The sequence below is a fragment of the Micromonospora sp. NRRL B-16802 genome (genome assembly GCF_001279555.1).
Classification (GTDB): Bacteria; Actinomycetota; Actinomycetes; order Mycobacteriales; family Micromonosporaceae; genus Micromonospora; species Micromonospora profundi.
In genome coordinates this window covers 1-15,914 of record NZ_LGEB01000065.1, presented here as the reverse complement: position 1 = coordinate 15,914, position 15,914 = coordinate 1, and the positions used below count along the sequence as shown (strand labels likewise).

General features: G+C 71.3%; 14 protein-coding genes and 1 pseudogene. 6 read left to right on the top strand and 9 right to left on the bottom strand.

All coding sequences use genetic code 11. The features are described from left to right. Positions 1 to 11: 11 nt before the first annotated feature. The 5 genes from tal to pgl all read left to right on the top strand — a co-directional run bounded on the left by tal (position 12) and on the right by pgl (position 6,405). Positions 12 to 1,190: a transaldolase gene (gene tal / locus ADK66_RS18455; RefSeq protein ID WP_053657069.1), complete on the top strand. Its 1,179-nt coding sequence runs from the start codon at positions 12 to 14 to the stop codon at positions 1,188 to 1,190. A 76-nt stretch (positions 1,191 to 1,266) separates the two neighbouring features. Further along, positions 1,267 to 2,916, top strand: a complete 1,650-nt coding sequence (locus ADK66_RS18450) for a glucose-6-phosphate isomerase (protein WP_053657001.1) — start codon at positions 1,267 to 1,269, stop codon at positions 2,914 to 2,916. A 2-nt stretch (positions 2,917 to 2,918) separates the two neighbouring features. Further along, positions 2,919 to 4,469 carry a glucose-6-phosphate dehydrogenase gene (zwf, locus tag ADK66_RS18445; protein ID WP_053656999.1) on the top strand — a complete coding sequence of 517 codons (1,551 nt, stop codon included), beginning with the start codon at positions 2,919 to 2,921 and terminating at the stop codon, positions 4,467 to 4,469. Positions 4,470 to 4,491: 22 nt separating this feature from the next. After that, positions 4,492 to 5,505 carry a glucose-6-phosphate dehydrogenase assembly protein OpcA gene (locus tag ADK66_RS18440; RefSeq protein WP_053656997.1) on the top strand — a complete coding sequence of 338 codons (1,014 nt, stop codon included), beginning with the start codon at positions 4,492 to 4,494 and terminating at the stop codon, positions 5,503 to 5,505. A 129-nt stretch (positions 5,506 to 5,634) separates the two neighbouring features. Further along, positions 5,635 to 6,405, top strand: a complete 771-nt coding sequence (gene pgl / locus ADK66_RS18435; protein WP_053656995.1) for a 6-phosphogluconolactonase — start codon at positions 5,635 to 5,637, stop codon at positions 6,403 to 6,405. A 54-nt stretch (positions 6,406 to 6,459) separates the two neighbouring features. Here pgl and ADK66_RS18430 read toward each other — a convergent pair whose 3' ends face one another. The 8 genes from ADK66_RS18430 to rapZ all read right to left on the bottom strand — a co-directional run bounded on the left by ADK66_RS18430 (position 6,460) and on the right by rapZ (position 13,515). After that, positions 6,460 to 6,801 carry an RNA polymerase-binding protein RbpA gene (locus ADK66_RS18430; protein WP_053656993.1) on the bottom strand — a complete coding sequence of 114 codons (342 nt, stop codon included), beginning with the start codon at positions 6,799 to 6,801 and terminating at the stop codon, positions 6,460 to 6,462. A gap of 141 nt (positions 6,802 to 6,942) precedes the next feature. Continuing rightward, complete coding sequence (secG, locus tag ADK66_RS18425) at positions 6,943 to 7,203, bottom strand: preprotein translocase subunit SecG (protein ID WP_053656990.1); 261 nt, start codon at positions 7,201 to 7,203, stop codon at positions 6,943 to 6,945. A 95-nt stretch (positions 7,204 to 7,298) separates the two neighbouring features. After that, complete coding sequence (gene tpiA / locus ADK66_RS18420) at positions 7,299 to 8,090, bottom strand: triose-phosphate isomerase (protein ID WP_053656988.1); 792 nt, start codon at positions 8,088 to 8,090, stop codon at positions 7,299 to 7,301. Next, a complete protein-coding gene (gene pgk, locus ADK66_RS18415; RefSeq protein WP_053656985.1) occupies positions 8,091 to 9,290 on the bottom strand; it encodes a phosphoglycerate kinase in 1,200 nt (399 codons plus the stop codon). It abuts the gene before it with no gap. Beyond that, positions 9,287 to 10,291 (bottom strand): type I glyceraldehyde-3-phosphate dehydrogenase, encoded by a 1,005-nt coding sequence (gene gap / locus ADK66_RS18410; protein ID WP_053656983.1) that lies wholly within the window; start codon positions 10,289 to 10,291, stop codon positions 9,287 to 9,289. The genes pgk and gap overlap by 4 nt, the downstream gene beginning before the upstream one ends. A gap of 261 nt (positions 10,292 to 10,552) precedes the next feature. Next, positions 10,553 to 11,533, bottom strand: a complete 981-nt coding sequence (gene whiA / locus ADK66_RS18405) for a DNA-binding protein WhiA (protein WP_053656981.1) — start codon at positions 11,531 to 11,533, stop codon at positions 10,553 to 10,555. Positions 11,534 to 11,587: 54 nt separating this feature from the next. Next, positions 11,588 to 12,616, bottom strand: a complete 1,029-nt coding sequence (locus ADK66_RS18400) for a 2-phospho-L-lactate transferase CofD family protein (protein WP_053656980.1) — start codon at positions 12,614 to 12,616, stop codon at positions 11,588 to 11,590. Next, positions 12,613 to 13,515, bottom strand: a complete 903-nt coding sequence (gene rapZ, locus ADK66_RS18395; RefSeq protein WP_053657067.1) for an RNase adapter RapZ — start codon at positions 13,513 to 13,515, stop codon at positions 12,613 to 12,615. The genes ADK66_RS18400 and rapZ overlap by 4 nt, the downstream gene beginning before the upstream one ends. Positions 13,516 to 13,836: 321 nt before the next feature. On the opposite strand from rapZ, the gene recQ reads away from it, so the two are divergent. Then, positions 13,837 to 15,690, top strand: coding sequence for a DNA helicase RecQ (gene recQ, locus ADK66_RS18390; protein WP_053656978.1), 1,854 nt, complete (start codon positions 13,837 to 13,839; stop codon positions 15,688 to 15,690). A 126-nt stretch (positions 15,691 to 15,816) separates the two neighbouring features. Here recQ and ADK66_RS31495 read toward each other — a convergent pair. Then, positions 15,817 to 15,914 (bottom strand): annotated as a pseudogene (locus ADK66_RS31495) (phytochelatin synthase); the annotation flags it as partial.

Sequence of the window (15,914 nt, the reverse complement as noted above, 5' to 3'; positions counted from 1 at the left end):
GCGTGGACGGCATGACCGACAAATTGAGTGAACTCACCGCCGCCGGTGTGGCGGTGTGGCTCGATGATCTGTCCCGGGTACGACTCAGCTCCGGCGGGCTGGACAAGCTCCGGCGGGAGCAGCACGTCGCCGGGGTGACCACCAACCCGACGATCTTCGCGAAGGCGTTGAGCGACGCCGACGAGTACAACTGGCAGTTGCACGACCTCGCCGTCCGTGGCGTGGACGTCGAGGAATCGGTACGCATGCTCACCACGTACGACGTGCGGTGGGCGTGCGACGTGATGCACCCGTCCTACGACGCGAGCGACGGTGTCGACGGCCGGGTCTCCATCGAGGTGGACCCCCGGCTGGCGCACGACAGCGACAAGACCGTCGCCGAGGCGAAGGCGCTGTGGTGGCTTGTCGACCGCCCCAACCTCTTCATCAAGATCCCTGCCACCGAGGCCGGGCTGCCGGCGATCACCGCCACGCTCGCCGAGGGCATCAGCGTCAACGTCACGCTGATCTTCGGCCTGGACCGTTACTCGGCGGTGATGGAGGCGTTCCTGGACGGTCTGGAGCAGGCCAAGGCCAACGGCCACGACCTGTCCACCATCGGCTCGGTGGCGTCGTTCTTCGTATCCCGCGTCGACTCCGAGGTCGACAAGCGGCTGGAGAAGATCGGCTCCGAGCAGGCCAAGGCCCTGCGGGGCAAGGCCGCTGTGGCGAACGCCCAGCTGGCGTACGAGCGCTACACCAAGGTGTTCTCCTCCGACCGGTGGAAGGCCCTCGCGGACGCCGGCGCGCACCCGCAGCGCCCCCTGTGGGCGTCCACCTCGACGAAGAACCCGGACTACCGCGACGTCATCTACGTCGAGGAGCTGATCGCCCCCGGCACCGTCAACACCATGCCGGAGCCGGTCATCCACGCGTACGCCGATCATGGCGAGACCCGCGCGGACACCATCACCGGCGCCTACGACGCGGCCCGCGCCGTCTTCGCGGACCTGGAGTCGGTGGGGGTGGACATGGCCGACGTGATCGCCACCCTGGAGACCGAGGGCGTGGAGAAGTTCGAGGCCAGCTGGCAGGAGCTGCTCGACGGCGTCCGCAAGTCGCTGGAGGCAGCGGCCAAGGGCAAGGGCGCGCCGAACAAGGCCGCCAAGGGCAACGCCAAGGCCGCCGAGAAGGCCGGTGGGAACGCATGAGCGAGCGGAGCGAGCGAATCAGCAGGCTCGGTGCAAATGTGCCTCATGACGGCACGCAGCGAAGCGGAGTGGCGGCATGAGCGACCTTCTCGATGGGCCCGTGGAGGCCGCCGGTGGTCTCGCCGTGTACGGCGCGGACGCCGTGGACAAGTCCGCCCCCGCCTCGACCCGTGACGCGCTGGTCAAGGCGGGCGTCCCGGGCAGGTTGGCGGCAAAGGACGCCGGCCTGTGGGGTCCGGACGCCGAGGCCGAGGCGAAGATCCGGCTCGGTTGGGTGGACACCCACCGGCACAGCCGGGAGTTGCTGGCGCAGCTGGCCGAGCTGACCGCGGAGCTTGCCGACCTGGACCACGTGGTCCTCGCCGGCATGGGTGGCTCGTCACTGGCCCCCGAGGTGATCACCCGGACGCTGGGCCGGCCGCTGACAGTGCTCGACACCACCGACCCGGGCCAGGTCCGGGCGGCCCTCGGTGACCGCCTGGAGCGCACCGTCGTGGTGGTGGCCAGCAAGTCCGGCTCGACCGTGGAGACCGACAGCCACCGTCGTGCCTACTGGCAGGCGTTCCTGGACGCCGGGATGAGCGAGGCGGAGGCCGGCAGGCACTTCGTCATCGTCACCGACCCGGGTTCCCCGCTGGCGACCACCGCCAGCGAGATGGGCGCGTTCACGGTGCTCGCCGACCCGAACGTGGGCGGCCGGTACTCGGCGCTCACCGCGTTCGGGCTGGTCCCCTCCGCGCTGGCCGGGGTCGAGGTCGCCGAACTCCTCGACCAGGCCGACGCGCTGGCGCAGTCGCTCGACGGGGACCGCGACAACCCGGCGCTGGCGCTGGGCGCCGCGCTGGGCGCCGCGGCGACGCTGGCCCGCGACAAGGTCGCCCTGGTGTCCGACGGCACCGGCATCGACGGGCTCGGCGACTGGGCCGAGCAGCTGATCGCCGAGTCGACGGGCAAGGCCGGCGTGGGCATCCTGCCGGTGGTGGTGGAGTCGCCGCAGAGCCCCGGCGCCACCGGGCCGGACGTGCTGACGGTGAGCTACGGCGGCGCGCTTGCCGCCGGTGACATGCCCGGCGGCGGCGCCAACCCGGACGTGGCCGTCAACGGCCCGCTCGGCGCGCAGTTCCTGGCCTGGGAGTACGCCACGGCGGTGGCGGGCGTGGTGCTCGGCATCGACCCGTTCAACCAGCCGAACGTCACCGAGTCCAAGGAGAACACCAACAAGATCCTGGCCTCGGGTCTGCCGGCGGAGACGCCGTCGTTCACCGAGGGCGCGATCGAGGTGTACGCGCCGCAGGGCGCCCCCGGTGACCTGGCCGGCGTGCTGCGCTGGCTGCTGGACGGGCTGGGCGAGGACGGCTACCTGGCCGTGATGGCGTACCTGGACCGCTTCGCCGACGCCGACGCGGCCCGGCTGCGGCCGCTGCTGGCCGAGGCTGCCGGCCGGCCGGTCACCTTCGGTTGGGGGCCGCGGTTCCTGCACTCCACCGGCCAGTACCACAAGGGCGGCCCGCAGGTGGGCAGCTACCTGCAGGTGACCGGCGCTGTCGCCGAGGACCTGGCGGTGCCCGGCAAGCCGTACACCTTCGGGGAGTTGCAGGCGGCGCAGGCCGCCGGCGACCGGGAGGCCCTCGCGGGCCGGGAGCGCCCGGTGCTGCGGCTGCACCTGACCGACCGGGCGGCCGGCGTCGCCCAACTGCTCGACGCGGCCGGTGAGCTGCGGACGTGAGGATGGACGCTGTGACAGACGCGGAGCGAGAAGGCGGCGTGAACCCGCTGCGCGACCCGCAGGACCGCCGGTTGCCCCGGATCCCCGAGCCATGCGCTCTGGTGATCTTCGGGGTGACCGGCGACCTGGCCCGCAAGAAGCTGCTTCCGGCCGTCTACGACCTCGCCAACCGGGGTCTGCTGCCGCCCGGCTTCGTGGTGCTCGGCTTCGCCCGGCGCGACTGGGGTGACGGCGACTTCGAGACCCTCGCGTGCGAGGCGGCCCGCAAGCACGCCCGTACGCCGTGGCGGGACGAGGTGTGGGCGCGGCTGGCCGGCAACATCAAGTTCGTGGGCGGTTCGTTCGACGACGACGCCGCCTTCGACCAGCTGGCGTCCACGCTTGACGGTCTGCGGCAGACCCACGGCATCACCGGCAACGCGGCGTTCTACTTCTCCATCCCCCCTGCCGCGTTCCCCGTCGTGCTCAAGCAGCTGGCCCGCACCGGAATGGCCGACAACGACAAGTCCGGCGGCTGGCGCCGCGTGGTGGTGGAGAAGCCGTTCGGCAACGACCTGCCGTCGGCCAAGGCGCTCAACGACCTGGTCGACGACGTGTTCACCAGGCAGGACGTCTTCCGGATCGACCACTACCTGGGCAAGGAGACGGTCCAGAACATCCTCGCCCTGCGGTTCGCCAACAACCTGTTCGAGCCGCTGTGGAATTCCAAGTACGTCGACTCGGTGCAGATCACAATGGCCGAGGACGTCGGCATCGGCACCCGCGCCGGCTTCTACGACACCGTCGGCACCGCCCGTGACGTGCTGCAGAACCACCTGCTCCAACTTCTGGCCCTGGTGGCCATGGAGGAGCCGACGAGCTTCGACGCCGACGAGATCCGGGCCGAGAAGCTGAAGGTGCTCAAGGCGATCACCCTGCCGAAGGACGTGGCCCGGGACACCGTGCGCGGCCAGTACCTGCCGGGCTGGGTGGGCGGCGAACGCGCTGTCGGCTACCTGGAGGAGCAGGACGTCCCCAGCGACTCCACCACGGAGACGTACGTGGCAGTGCGGCTGGGCATCCAGAACCGCCGGTGGGCCGAGGTGCCGTTCTACATCCGGGCCGGCAAGCGACTGCCCCGGCGCGTCACCGAGGTCGCCATCATGTTCAAGAAGGCGCCGCACCTGCCGTTCAACGACGCCGACATGGAGTCGCTGGGCAACAACCAGCTGGTGATCCGGGTGCAGCCCGACGAGGGTGTGGTGCTCAAGTTCGGCTCGAAGGTTCCCGGCACGACGATGGAGGTCCGCGACATCGCGATGGACTTCCAGTACGGCGAGGCGTTCACCGAGTCCAGCCCCGAGGCGTACGAGCGGCTGGTGCTGGACGTGCTGATCGGCGACCGCACGCTGTTCCCGGACGCCGCCGAGGTCGAGCAGAGCTGGCAGGTCATCGACCCGCTGGAGCACGCCTGGGCGGGCACGACGCCGGAGCCGTACCGCGCTGGTGAGTGGGGGCCGCGGGCAGCCGACGAGATGTTGGCCCGCGAGGGTCGGGCATGGCGACGCGCGTGAGCGAGCAGACCAGGAGGCTCCAGTGATCGGGCTGTGGGACACCACCGGCAACGAGGTGGTCAAGGCGCTCGCCGCCGAGCGGCGCAGCGCCGGCGGTGTGGCCAGTGGTATGGCGCTCACCCTCATCGTGGTGGTCGACGAGAAGCGGGTACGGGAGGCGGAGGCGGCGGCGACGATCGCCGCCGCTGCCCACCCGTGCCGGCTGCTGGTGGTGGTCCGCTCCGACATCGAGCGGGAACGCAACCGGCTGGACGCGGAGATCGTGGTCGGCGGCCGGCTCGGCCCGTGCGAGGCTGTCGTCACCCGGATGTACGGGCGGCTCGCCCTGCACGCCGAGTCGGTGGTGATGCCCCTGCTGGTGCCTGACGTACCTGTGGTGACCTGGTGGCACGGTCCGCCTCCGGCGGAGATCGCCACCGACTTCCTCGGCGTGGTCGCCGACCGGCGGATCACCGACAGCGCACAGGCCGCGGATCCGATCGCCGCCCTGCGGCAGCGGGCCCACGACTACGCACCGGGTGACACCGACCTGGCGTGGACGCGGATCACCCCGTGGCGGACCCTCGTCGCCGGGGCGTTCGACACCACCCAGGCGAAGGTCACCGAGGCGACTGTTGTCGCGCCGCCGACCGACCCGACCGCGGAGCTGATGGCGGGCTGGCTGTCCAGCCGGCTCGGCATTCAGCCGGTCCGGGTGGACACCAACGAGTTCCCCCGGATGCGGGAGGTGCAGTTGACCTGCGCCAACGGTGACCGCCTGACGCTCACCCGCGAGGACAGCATGGCGGTGTTCCGGCGGACCGGCCAGGACGACCGGACGCTGCCTCTCGTCCGTCGGCCGCTCGGTGACGAACTGGCCGAGGAGCTGCGCCGGCTGGACGCCGACCAGGTGTACGCGGAGGCGCTGGGCGCCACTGTGGGGCTGCATGGGCTGGAGCAGCGTTCTCCGCAGCGGGTGCACGTCTGGAAGGATCCGGCCACCGCCCGGCGCGCCGAGGCCGGTGTGACCGCGCACAGCGGCACGAGCGAGCGCTGAGCCGGGTCACGTCAGCGGGGCGGGGCCGGGGCGTTTCCCCGGCACCCGCCGCGGCACTTCCGGGGCAGCCCGCCCCGGCACGATGCGACAGCGACCGCCGTGCGCGGTCGGGAAACGAAGGCACAACCGATGAGTGAGGCGAGTGTCGCCGTCCACGCCGACGCCGACATGCTGGCGCAGGCCGTGGCGGCCCGGCTGCTGGTGAAGCTGCTCGACGCCCAGGCCGACAGGGGTGAGGCCGCTGTGGTGCTCACCGGTGGCCGGATCGCGGCGGCCGTGTACCGGGCAGTCGGGCAGCTGCCGGCCCGCGACGCGGTCGACTGGTCACGGGTCGACGTGTGGTGGGGCGACGAGCGGTTCCTGCCGGCCGGCGACCCGGAGCGCAACGAGACGCAGGCCCGCGCCGCGCTGCTGGACGTGGTTCCGCTGGACCCGGCCCGGGTGCATCCCATGCCGGCGTCCGACGGCCCGGCCGGCAACGACCCGGAGGCCGCCGCCGCCGGGTACGCCGAGGAGCTGGCCCGCGCCGCCCGGCCGGGGCACGCCACTCTGCCGCACTTCGACGTGTTGATGCTCGGCGTCGGGGAGGACGGCCACGTCGCCTCGGTCTTTCCGGGGCATCCCGTGCACTACGAGACCCGGCCGTGCAGCGCGGTGCGGGGCAGCCCGAAGCCGCCGCCGGTGCGGACCACGCTCACCCTGCCGGCGATCAACACGGCCGAGGAGGTCTGGCTGGTGGCAGGTGGCGCGGACAAGGCACGCGCGGTGGGCATGGCGCTGGCCGGCGCCGGGCCGGTGCAGCTGCCGGCCGCCGGTGTGCACGGCGTGCACCGGACCCGCTGGCTGCTCGACCGGGCGGCAGCCGCCGACGTGCCGGCCCGCCTCCGCAGCCTGCGCTAAGTGAAAGGAAGGGCCCCTTGTTAGCGTCTGGACGCTAACAAGGGGCCCTTCCTTTCACTCGCCTCGACGGCGACGCAGCGCGGCGAGGGCCTCGGCCAGCAACGCCTCACCCTCCTCGGCGGTACGCCGCTCCTTCACGTACGCCAGGTGACTCTTGTACGGCTCAGCGCGGACCCGACCGGGCGGGTTCTGTTCGTCCTGGCCGGCGGGGAGCCCACAGCGCGGGCAGTCCCACAGGGGCGGCGCCGCAGCCTCCGCCGCGATCCGGATGTCGGTACGGTGATCGTTGCGGCACCAGTAGGTGACGTCCCGGCGCGGGGCGGGATGGTGTCGCTCGTCCGGGCGGATCGGTGCGGACCCGACCCGGGCTCCTCGGATGACGTTGCCATTCGGCACGGCTGCTCGCTCCTGTCGTCGGAGGGGACCCGCAGCCGTCAGGGATGGGCGGCGGGCGACGCGGTGTGCAGCGGAGAAAAGCCTGCGCGCGGCCCGTCGAGTGACGGACCGCGCGCAGATTGTACGACTTCGCGAGCCTGCTCAGGCAACGCCGCTCATCTGAAGGCGGAGCCAGAGCCCGAGCCCGACGATGCAGGCGAACCAGATGATCCCCACCAGAACGGTGTAGCGATCAAGGTTCTTCTCGGCCACCGAGGACCCGGCGAGGCTGGAACTGACACCCCCGCCGAACATGCTCGACAGGCCGCCACCCTTGCCGCGGTGCAGCAGGATCAGCATGATTTGCAGGAAGCTGGTGATCGTCAGCAACACGATCAACACGTATGCGAACCAGGTCGGCATGACTGGGGGAAGTCCTCTCGTAGCGATCCTCGCCCGGTCTGATCGGGCACGGCGGCACCGACCGGTGGACGGGCGGTGTCCAGGATACCGAGCGATCAGCGAGCGATGTGCTCCGGGAACCTGCAGATCTGAGCGAATTCCTCGGCGTCCAGGCTGGCGCCACCCACCAGGCCCCCGTCCACGTCCGGCTGGGCCATGATCGAGGCGACGTTCGAGGCCTTGACCGAGCCACCGTAGAGGACCCGGACCTGGTCGGCGGTCTCCTGGTCGAAGCGCTCCGCCACCCGCTGACGGACCGCCGCGCAGACCTCCTGGGCGTCCTCCGGGGTCGCCGTCTTGCCGGTGCCGATCGCCCACACCGGCTCGTACGCGATCACGACCTGGCGGACCTGCTCGGCGGTGAGCCCGGCGAGGCCCCCGTCGAGCTGCTGCGAGCAGTGCGCCACGTGGGTGCCCTGCTCCCGGATGTCCAGCCCCTCCCCCACACACAGGATCGGGGTCAGACCGTGCGTGAGCGCCGCCTTGACCTTGGCGTTGACCACCGAGTCGTCCTCGTGGTGGTACGCCCGCCGCTCCGAGTGCCCGACCACCACGTACGTGCAGCCGAGCTTGGCGAGCATCGAGCCGGAGATGTCCCCGGTGTACGCGCCCCCGGCGTGCGGGGACAGGTCCTGCCCGCCGTAGCCGATCAGCAGCTTGTCACCGTCCACCGCGGTCTGCACGGTGCGCAGGTCGGTGAACGGCGGCAGGACCACCGTCTCGACCTCGGTGAGCTGCTTCTCGTTGAGGCTCGCGGCCAGCTTCTGCACCAGCAGGTTGGCCTCGAGGTGGTTGAGGTTCATCTTCCAGTTGCCGGCCATCAACGGCCGGCGGGTCGTGCTCGCCATTCAGTTCTCCAGGGCCGCGATGCCGGGGAGGGCCTTGCCCTCGAGATACTCCAGGGAGGCGCCGCCTCCGGTGGAGATGTGGTTGAAACTCGACTCGTCCAGCCCGAGGGCACGCACGGCCGCCGCCGAGTCACCGCCACCGACGACGCTGAAGGCGTCGGCCTTGGTGATCGCCTCGGCGATGCCCCGGGTGCCGGCCGCGAACGCCGCCATCTCGAACACGCCCATCGGGCCGTTCCAGAAGATGGTCTTCGCCTGCGACAGCGCGGCGGAGAACCCGGCCACCGTCTCCGGGCCGACGTCCAGGCCGAGCCGGTGGCTCGGGATGCCGTCGACGCGGACCGTGTCGTGCGCGGCGTCCGGCGCGAACGCGTCAGCGACAACCACGTCGACCGGAAGCATGATCTTGCCCGAGGACCGCTCCAGCAGGTTGCGGCAGGTCTCGACCATGTCCTCCTCCAGCAGCGAGGTGCCCACCTCCAGGCCCTGGGCCTTGAGGAAGGTGAAGCACATCCCGCCGCCGATGAGCAGCCGGTCGACAGTCGGCAGCAGCGCCTCGATCACCGCCAGCTTGTCGGAGACCTTCGACCCACCGAGCACCACCACGTACGGCCGCTCGGGCTCGCTGGTGAGCTTGGAGAGCACCTCGACCTCGCGCAGCACCAGTCGACCCGCGACGTGCGGCAGCCGCGCCGGCACGTCGTAGACGCTTGCGTGCTTGCGGTGCACGGCGCCGAACGCGTCGTCGACGTACGCGTCGCCGAACGCGGCGAGCTGGTCGGCGAACGCGCCCCGCTCGGCCTCGTCCTTGCTGGTCTCCCCCGCGTTGAAGCGCAGGTTCTCCAGCAGGGCGACCTGGCCGTCGACCAGGCCCTCCACCGTGGAGCGTGCGGAGTCGCCGACCGTGTCGGTGGCGAAGTGCACTGGCGCGCCGAGCAGCTCACCGAGCCGCCCGGCGACCGGGCGGAGGCTGAACTGCGCGTCCGGCTTGCCCTTCGGGCGGCCCAGGTGCGAGCAGACGACCACCTTCGCGCCGGCCTCGACAAGCGCACCGAGCGTCGGCAGCACCGCGCGGATGCGTCCATCGTCAGTGATGTCACCGGTCTGCTTGTCGAGCGGGACGTTCAGGTCGGCGCGCACGAGCACGCGCCGACCCGACACCCCCTCGGCGAGCAGGTCGTCGAGGGTCCGGATGCTCACAGCGAGCTACCGACCAACTTGACCAGGTCGACGAGCCGGTTGGAGTAGCCCCACTCGTTGTCGTACCAGCCGACGACCTTCACCTGGTTGCCGACGACCTTGGTCAGCGGCGCGTCGAAGATGCACGACGCCGGGTCGGTGACGATGTCGCTGGAGACGATCGGGTCCTCGTTGTAGACCAGGATGCCCTTGAGCGGGCCGTCCGCGGCGGCCTTCAGCGCGGCGTTGACCTCGTCCACGGTGGTCTCGCGACCCACGTTGACGGTCAGGTCGGTGACGGAGCCGGTCGGGATCGGCACCCGCAGCGCGTACCCGTCGAGCTTGCCCTTCAGGTCCGGCAGCACCAGGCCGATGGCCTTCGCGGCGCCGGTCGAGGTCGGGACGATGTTCAGCGCGGCGGCCCGGGCACGACGCAGGTCCGAGTGCGGCGCGTCCTGAAGGTTCTGGTCCTGGGTGTACGCGTGGATCGTCGTCATCAGACCGTGCTGGATGCCGAACGTGTCGTGCAGGACCTTCGCCATCGGGGCGAGGCAGTTCGTGGTGCACGAAGCGTTGGAGATGATGGTGTGCTTCGCCGGGTCGTAGGTGTCCTGGTTGACACCCATGACGACGGTGACGTCCTCGTTCTTCGCCGGAGCGGAGATGATGACCTTCTTGGCGCCGCCGTCGACGTGCGCCTTGGCCTTGGTGGCGTCGGTGAAGAAGCCTGTCGACTCGATGACGACGTCGACACCGAGGTCGCCCCACGGGAGCTTCGACGGGTCCCGCTCGGCGTACGCCTTGATGGTCTTGCCACCGACGGTGATCTCGTCGGCGGTGGCCTTGACCTCGTGCGGCAGGCGACCGAGGATGCTGTCGTACTTGAGCAGGTGGGCGAGCGTGGCGTTGTCGGTCAGGTCGTTCACCGCCACGACCTCGACGTCGGCGCCCGACGCCAGTACTGCCCGGAAGAAGTTACGGCCGATCCGGCCGAAGCCGTTGATGCCAACCCGGATGGTCACAGGCCCATCTCCTCGCGTTCTGGTCCGCCGGCTGCGACAACGGGCCGGCGAAGTGGTGTGCGCCGACCGCTGGAGCCGGCCGTTGACGGTTCATCTCGGCCACCCCGCCGCGGTCTGAGGACCTGACCGCCCGAGGCGGTGAGCACGACGAGGAGTGCCTGTGTCGGCCCCCTTGCCGTACTCAGCGACCATATCCGAGCGTGCGGGACCACGCTGCGCCGGGTCGTGCTCCCGGGCGCACCGTGCGGCCCTACCGTCCTATCAGACCACGAGCATGTCGGGCGTGACGGCAGCTTCGGTATCCGGGATGCCCAGGTCGCGGGCCCGCTTGTCGGCAAGCGCCAGCAGTCGGCGGATCCGTCCGGCGATGGCGTCCTTGGTCAACGGCGGCTCGGCAAGCGCCCCCAACTCCTCCAGCGACGCCTGCCGGTGCTCCAGGCGCAGCCGGCCCGCGTCGGTCAGGTGGTTGGGCGCCTCGTCGGCGAGGATCTCCAACGCCCGCGTCACCCGGGCCGCCGCGGCAACCGCCGCCCGCGCCGAGCGGCGCAGGTTCGCGTCGTCGAAGTTGGCCAGCCGGTTGGCGGTGGCTCGCACCTCGCGGCGCACCCGACGCTCCTCCCACGCCAGCACGCTGGAGTGCGCGCCGATGCGGGTGAGCAGCGCCGCGATCGCGTCGCCGTCTTTCACCACCACCCGGTCCACACCGCGTACCTCGCGGTTCTTCGCGGTGATGCCGATCCGGCGGGCAGCCCCGACGAGAGCCAGCGCCGACTCCGGGCCGGGGCAGGTGATCTCCAGGGCGCTGGAGCGACCGGGCTCGGTGAGCGAGCCGTGCGCCATGAACGCGCCCCGCCACGCGGACACCGCGCAGCAGACGTTCGCCGCCACCACGTGCGGGGGGAGCCCACGCACCGGCCGGCCACGGACGTCCAACAGGCCGGTCTGCCGGGCGAGGGCCTCACCGTCCTTGACCACCCGGACGATGAAGTGACTGCCCTTGCGCAGCCCGCCGGAGGCCAGCACGTGGATCTCGCTGGGATAGCCGTAGACCTCCGCGACCTCCCGGCGCAACCGGCGCGCCACCGCCCCGGTGTCCAGCTCAGCCTCCACCACCACACGGCCGGAGACGATGTGCAGCCCACCGGCGAAGCGCAGCAGGGCGGCCATCTCCGCCCGCCGGCAGCAGGGCTTGGGCACGTCGACCCGACTCAGCTCGTCCTTGACCGCGGCCGTCATCGCCATTGTGCGTCCCCTCACGGACCTGTTCCGGCGTGTCGCCGGAGATTACGTACGTGTCTAACGATCGGCACCCAGGACAGGCACCAGCGCGGCGCCCAGGGCAGCCGGATCATGGCGGGGAGTGCCGTCGGTGACGGCGACGGGAGCGAGGACCAGGCGGGCACCAAGCGATTCTGCCGCACGTTCGACCGGTTCGGGGTCACCCACCGCCTTGGCGTCGGCGAGCACGAGATCCACCTTGAGCTCGGGAAGGTACCAGTGCAGCGCCGCCAGATGATCAGCGACGGACAGCCCGAGGGTCTCCTTCTCCGCCGCCAGGTTCAGGGTGACCAGCCGCCGGGCCGAGCTGGACACGATCGCATCGGCCAACTGCGGCACCAGCAGGTGCGGCAGGACACTCGTGTACCAACTGCCCGGCCCGAAGATCAACCAGTCCGCCGCGCCGATCGCCGCGAGAGCCTCGGCGCAGGCCGCCGGGGCCGCCGGAGTGAGCCGCAGCGACTCGACCCGGCCGGTGGTGACCGCCACCTGGTGCTGGCCGCGTACGGTGCACACCTCGTCCGGAGCGGACGGGTCCGCGCCGCGTACCCGCGCCTCGATGCCGACCGGCTGGCGGGACATCGGCAGCACCCGCCCGACCGCGCCGAGCATCGCTCCGGCGTGCTCCAGAGCCGCCACCGGATCCCCGAGCAGCTCCATCAGGCCGCAGAGCACCAGGTTGCCCACCGCGTGCCCGGACAGGCCGTCGGGCTCAGGGCCGTCAGTCGCCGCCGCCGGGTTCCGGTCGGTGCCGCCCGTCTGGGGTACGCCCGCAGCCGGAGCGGCCGCGAAGCGGTGCTGGAACAGCCCGGCGCTGCGGCGGGTGGCCGGATGGTCGCCGGCCAGCGCGACAAGCGCCTGCCGCAGGTCACCCGGAGGCAGGCCGCCCCGTTCGGCGCGCAGTCGACCACTGGACCCACCGTCGTCGCCGACGGTCACCACCGCGGTGATGTCCAGGTCCAGTTCGGGGGCGCAGTGGCGCAACGCGCGCAGAGACGCGGAGAGCCCGTGACCACCGCCGAACGCCACCACCCGGCGCGCCGTCATTCGCGCCCCAGGTCGCGGTGCTGGGCGTTCGCCGCCAGCCCGGAGTCGCGCAACCGGCTGGCCAGTTCCTCGGCGATGGCCACGCTGCGGTGCTTGCCGCCGGTGCAGCCCACCGCCACAGTGAGGTACCGCTTGCCCTCCCGCTCGAAGCCGGTGGTGGTGGCGTTGACCAGGTCGGCGTACGAGGCGACGAACGCGTCCGCGCCCTCCTGACCCAGCACGTACGCGCTGACCGCCTCCTCCCGCCCGGTGTGCTCCCGCAACTCCGGCACCCAGTACGGATTCGGCAGGAACCGGGCGTCCAACACGAAGTCGGCGTCCGGCGGCAGGCCGTACTTGAAGCCGAACGACAGCACCGTGAGCCGCAGCCGGCGGGCGTCCTCGCCGCCGAACAGCTCCTCGATGCGCCGACGGAGCTGGTTGACGTTGAGGTGGCTCGTGTCGATGATCACGTCGGCCTGGTCGCGGGCCTCCTCGAGCAGCCCACGCTCCACGGCGATGCCGTCGGCAAGCCGCCCGTCGCCCTGCAACGGGTGCGAACGCCGGACGCTCTCGAACCGCCGGATCAGCACCTCGTCGTCGGCGTCGACGAACACCACCCGGGGCGAGAAGCCGCGCTCCTTGAGCTCACGGATCGCCCCGACAAGGTCCGTGGAGAACGCCCGCGAGCGCACGTCAAGCACCATCGCGGTACGCCGGGCCGCGCCACCGGCCTTGAACGCCAACTCGGCCATGTCCAGCATCAACGCCTGCGGCAGGTTGTCCACCACGTAGTAGCCGACGTTCTCCAGCGCCCGCGCGACGGTGCTCCGGCCGCCGCCCGAGAGCCCAGTGACCACCACAAGGGTGGTTTCCGACTCGGCTGTCGACTGCTCGTCGGTGACCGCCGGGTCCTCGATCCGGTCACCGACTGTGCGCCCCTCGCTCACCCGTACCCCCAAGCCGTGGCGCCGCGGCCGCCATCGGCCGCGAATGGTCAATCAGCGACTCTATCTCCCCGACCGGGGTCGGACGGGCACGCGCTGCCGGGTCGTGCGGTGGCACCGGGCAGCAGGTCGCCCTCCCGACAAAACCGCCCCTTGTCAACGCGGGTGATCTGGCCCGCTCGCCAAGCAGCTCACCCACGTCGTCTGCACCCAGGTGGCCGCGGAACCGCCCGCCCGACGCTCCACCGGGTGCGGCGGACGGGCGGTGTCGGGGTGGGCTCGTAGACTCCGCGGATGGCTTCCCCCACCGACGTGCGAGCCGAGGCCGCGCTGGACGCGCTGCGCCGGGTGTTCGGCTACGACGCCTTCCGCGGCTTCCAGCAGGAGGTCATCGACCATGTCGTCGCCGGAGGCGACGCGCTGGTGCTCATGCCCACCGGTGGCGGCAAGTCACTGTGCTACCAGATCCCGGCCCTGGTCCGCGACGGTGTCGCCGTCGTCGTCTCCCCGCTGATCGCGCTCATGCAGGACCAGGTGGACGCGCTCACCGCCGTCGGCGTCCGGGCCGGATTCCTCAACTCGACCCAGACCCTCGACGCCCGGCGTCGGGTCGAGGCCGCCTTCGTCAACGGCGAGTTGGACCTGCTCTACCTGGCACCCGAGGCGCTCGGCGTCCGCTCCACCCTCGCTCTGCTGGACCGGGGTCGCATCTCCCTGTTCGCGATCGACGAGGCGCACTGCGTGTCCCAGTGGGGGCACGACTTCCGGCCCGACTACCTGGCGCTGTCGATGCTGCACGAGCGTTGGCCGCAGGTCCCCCGGATCGCGCTGACCGCCACCGCGACGAGCGCCACCCGCACCGAGATCGCCACCCGGCTCAAGCTCGACGACGCCCGGCACTTCGTGGCCAGCTTCGACCGGCCCAACATCCAGTACCGGATCGTGCCGAAGCGGGAGCCCCGCAAGCAGATCCTGGCCCTGCTGCGCGACGAGCACCCCGGCGACGCCGGCATCGTCTACTGCCTGTCCCGCGCCTCGGTCGACAAGACTGCGGAGTTCCTCACCGCCAACGGCATCGCCGCCCTGCCCTACCACGCTGGGCTGGACGCGGCCACCCGCGCCACCAACCAGCAGCGTTTCCTCCGCGAGGACGGGCTGGTCATGGTGGCCACCATCGCCTTCGGCATGGGCATCGACAAGCCCGACGTCCGCTTCGTCGCCCACCTCGACCTGCCCAAGTCGGTCGAGGGCTACTACCAGGAGACCGGCCGCGCCGGCCGCGACGGTCTGCCGTCCACCGCCTGGCTGGCGTACGGGCTCCAGGACGTCGTCCAGCAACGCAAGATGATCGAGACATCCGATGGTGACCTCGCCCATCGCCGCAACCTCGCCGCACACCTGGACGCGATGCTCGCGCTCTGCGAGACGGTGCGCTGCCGGCGCGTCCAACTGCTCGAATACTTCGGCGAGACCACGACGGCCGCCTGCGGCAACTGCGACACCTGCCTCAACCCACCGGAGTCCTGGGACGGCACGGTCGCCGCCCAGAAGCTGCTCTCCACGGTCTTCCGCCTCGACCGCGAACGCAACCAGCGGTTCGGCGCCGGGCACTGCATCGACATCCTGCTCGGCAAACAGACCGACAAGATCAGCCAGTACGGTCACGACTCCCTCACCGTCTTCGGCATCGGCACCGAACTGAGCGAGGCCGAGTGGCGCGGCGTCGTCCGGCAGCTGCTCGCCGAAGGGCTGCTCGCCGTGGAGGGCGACTACGGCACGCTGGCCCTCACCGAGGCCAGCGCCGACGTACTCGGCCGCCGACGGGTCGTGACAATGCGCCGCGAGCCGGAACGGCCGACGTCGAGTCGCTCGTCGAAGCCGCGCGGCGCTGCCACCGTGGTCGCCGACCTGACGCCGGCCGCCACGTCGCTCTTCGAACGGCTGCGCGCCTGGCGGGCCGCGACCGCCAAGGAGCAGGGCGTGCCCGCGTACGTGGTCTTCCACGACGCCACCCTGCGACAGATCGCCAGCGACGCGCCCGCCTCACTGGCCGAGCTGTCACGGGTCAGCGGGGTTGGTGAGAACAAGCTCGCCAAGTACGGCGACCAGATCCTGACCGTCCTCACCGCCGAAACCAGCCCCGCCTGATCACGCCCCGAGGCTCTCGTATCGGGACGCGCACCACTGGACCGCCGGTGGCATGGCGAAGGGCCGGGCCCCTGGTGGGGTCCGGCCCTTCGGTCGTGCGTGGTGCGTGGTGCGTGTTGGGTGGTGTCAGCTGGTGGCGTAGCCGCGGGTGGCGATCCAGTCGGCGAGGTGCTCGACGGTGATGTCGTAGGAGGCGGTGTTGGGGTTGGCGGAGTCGGCGATGG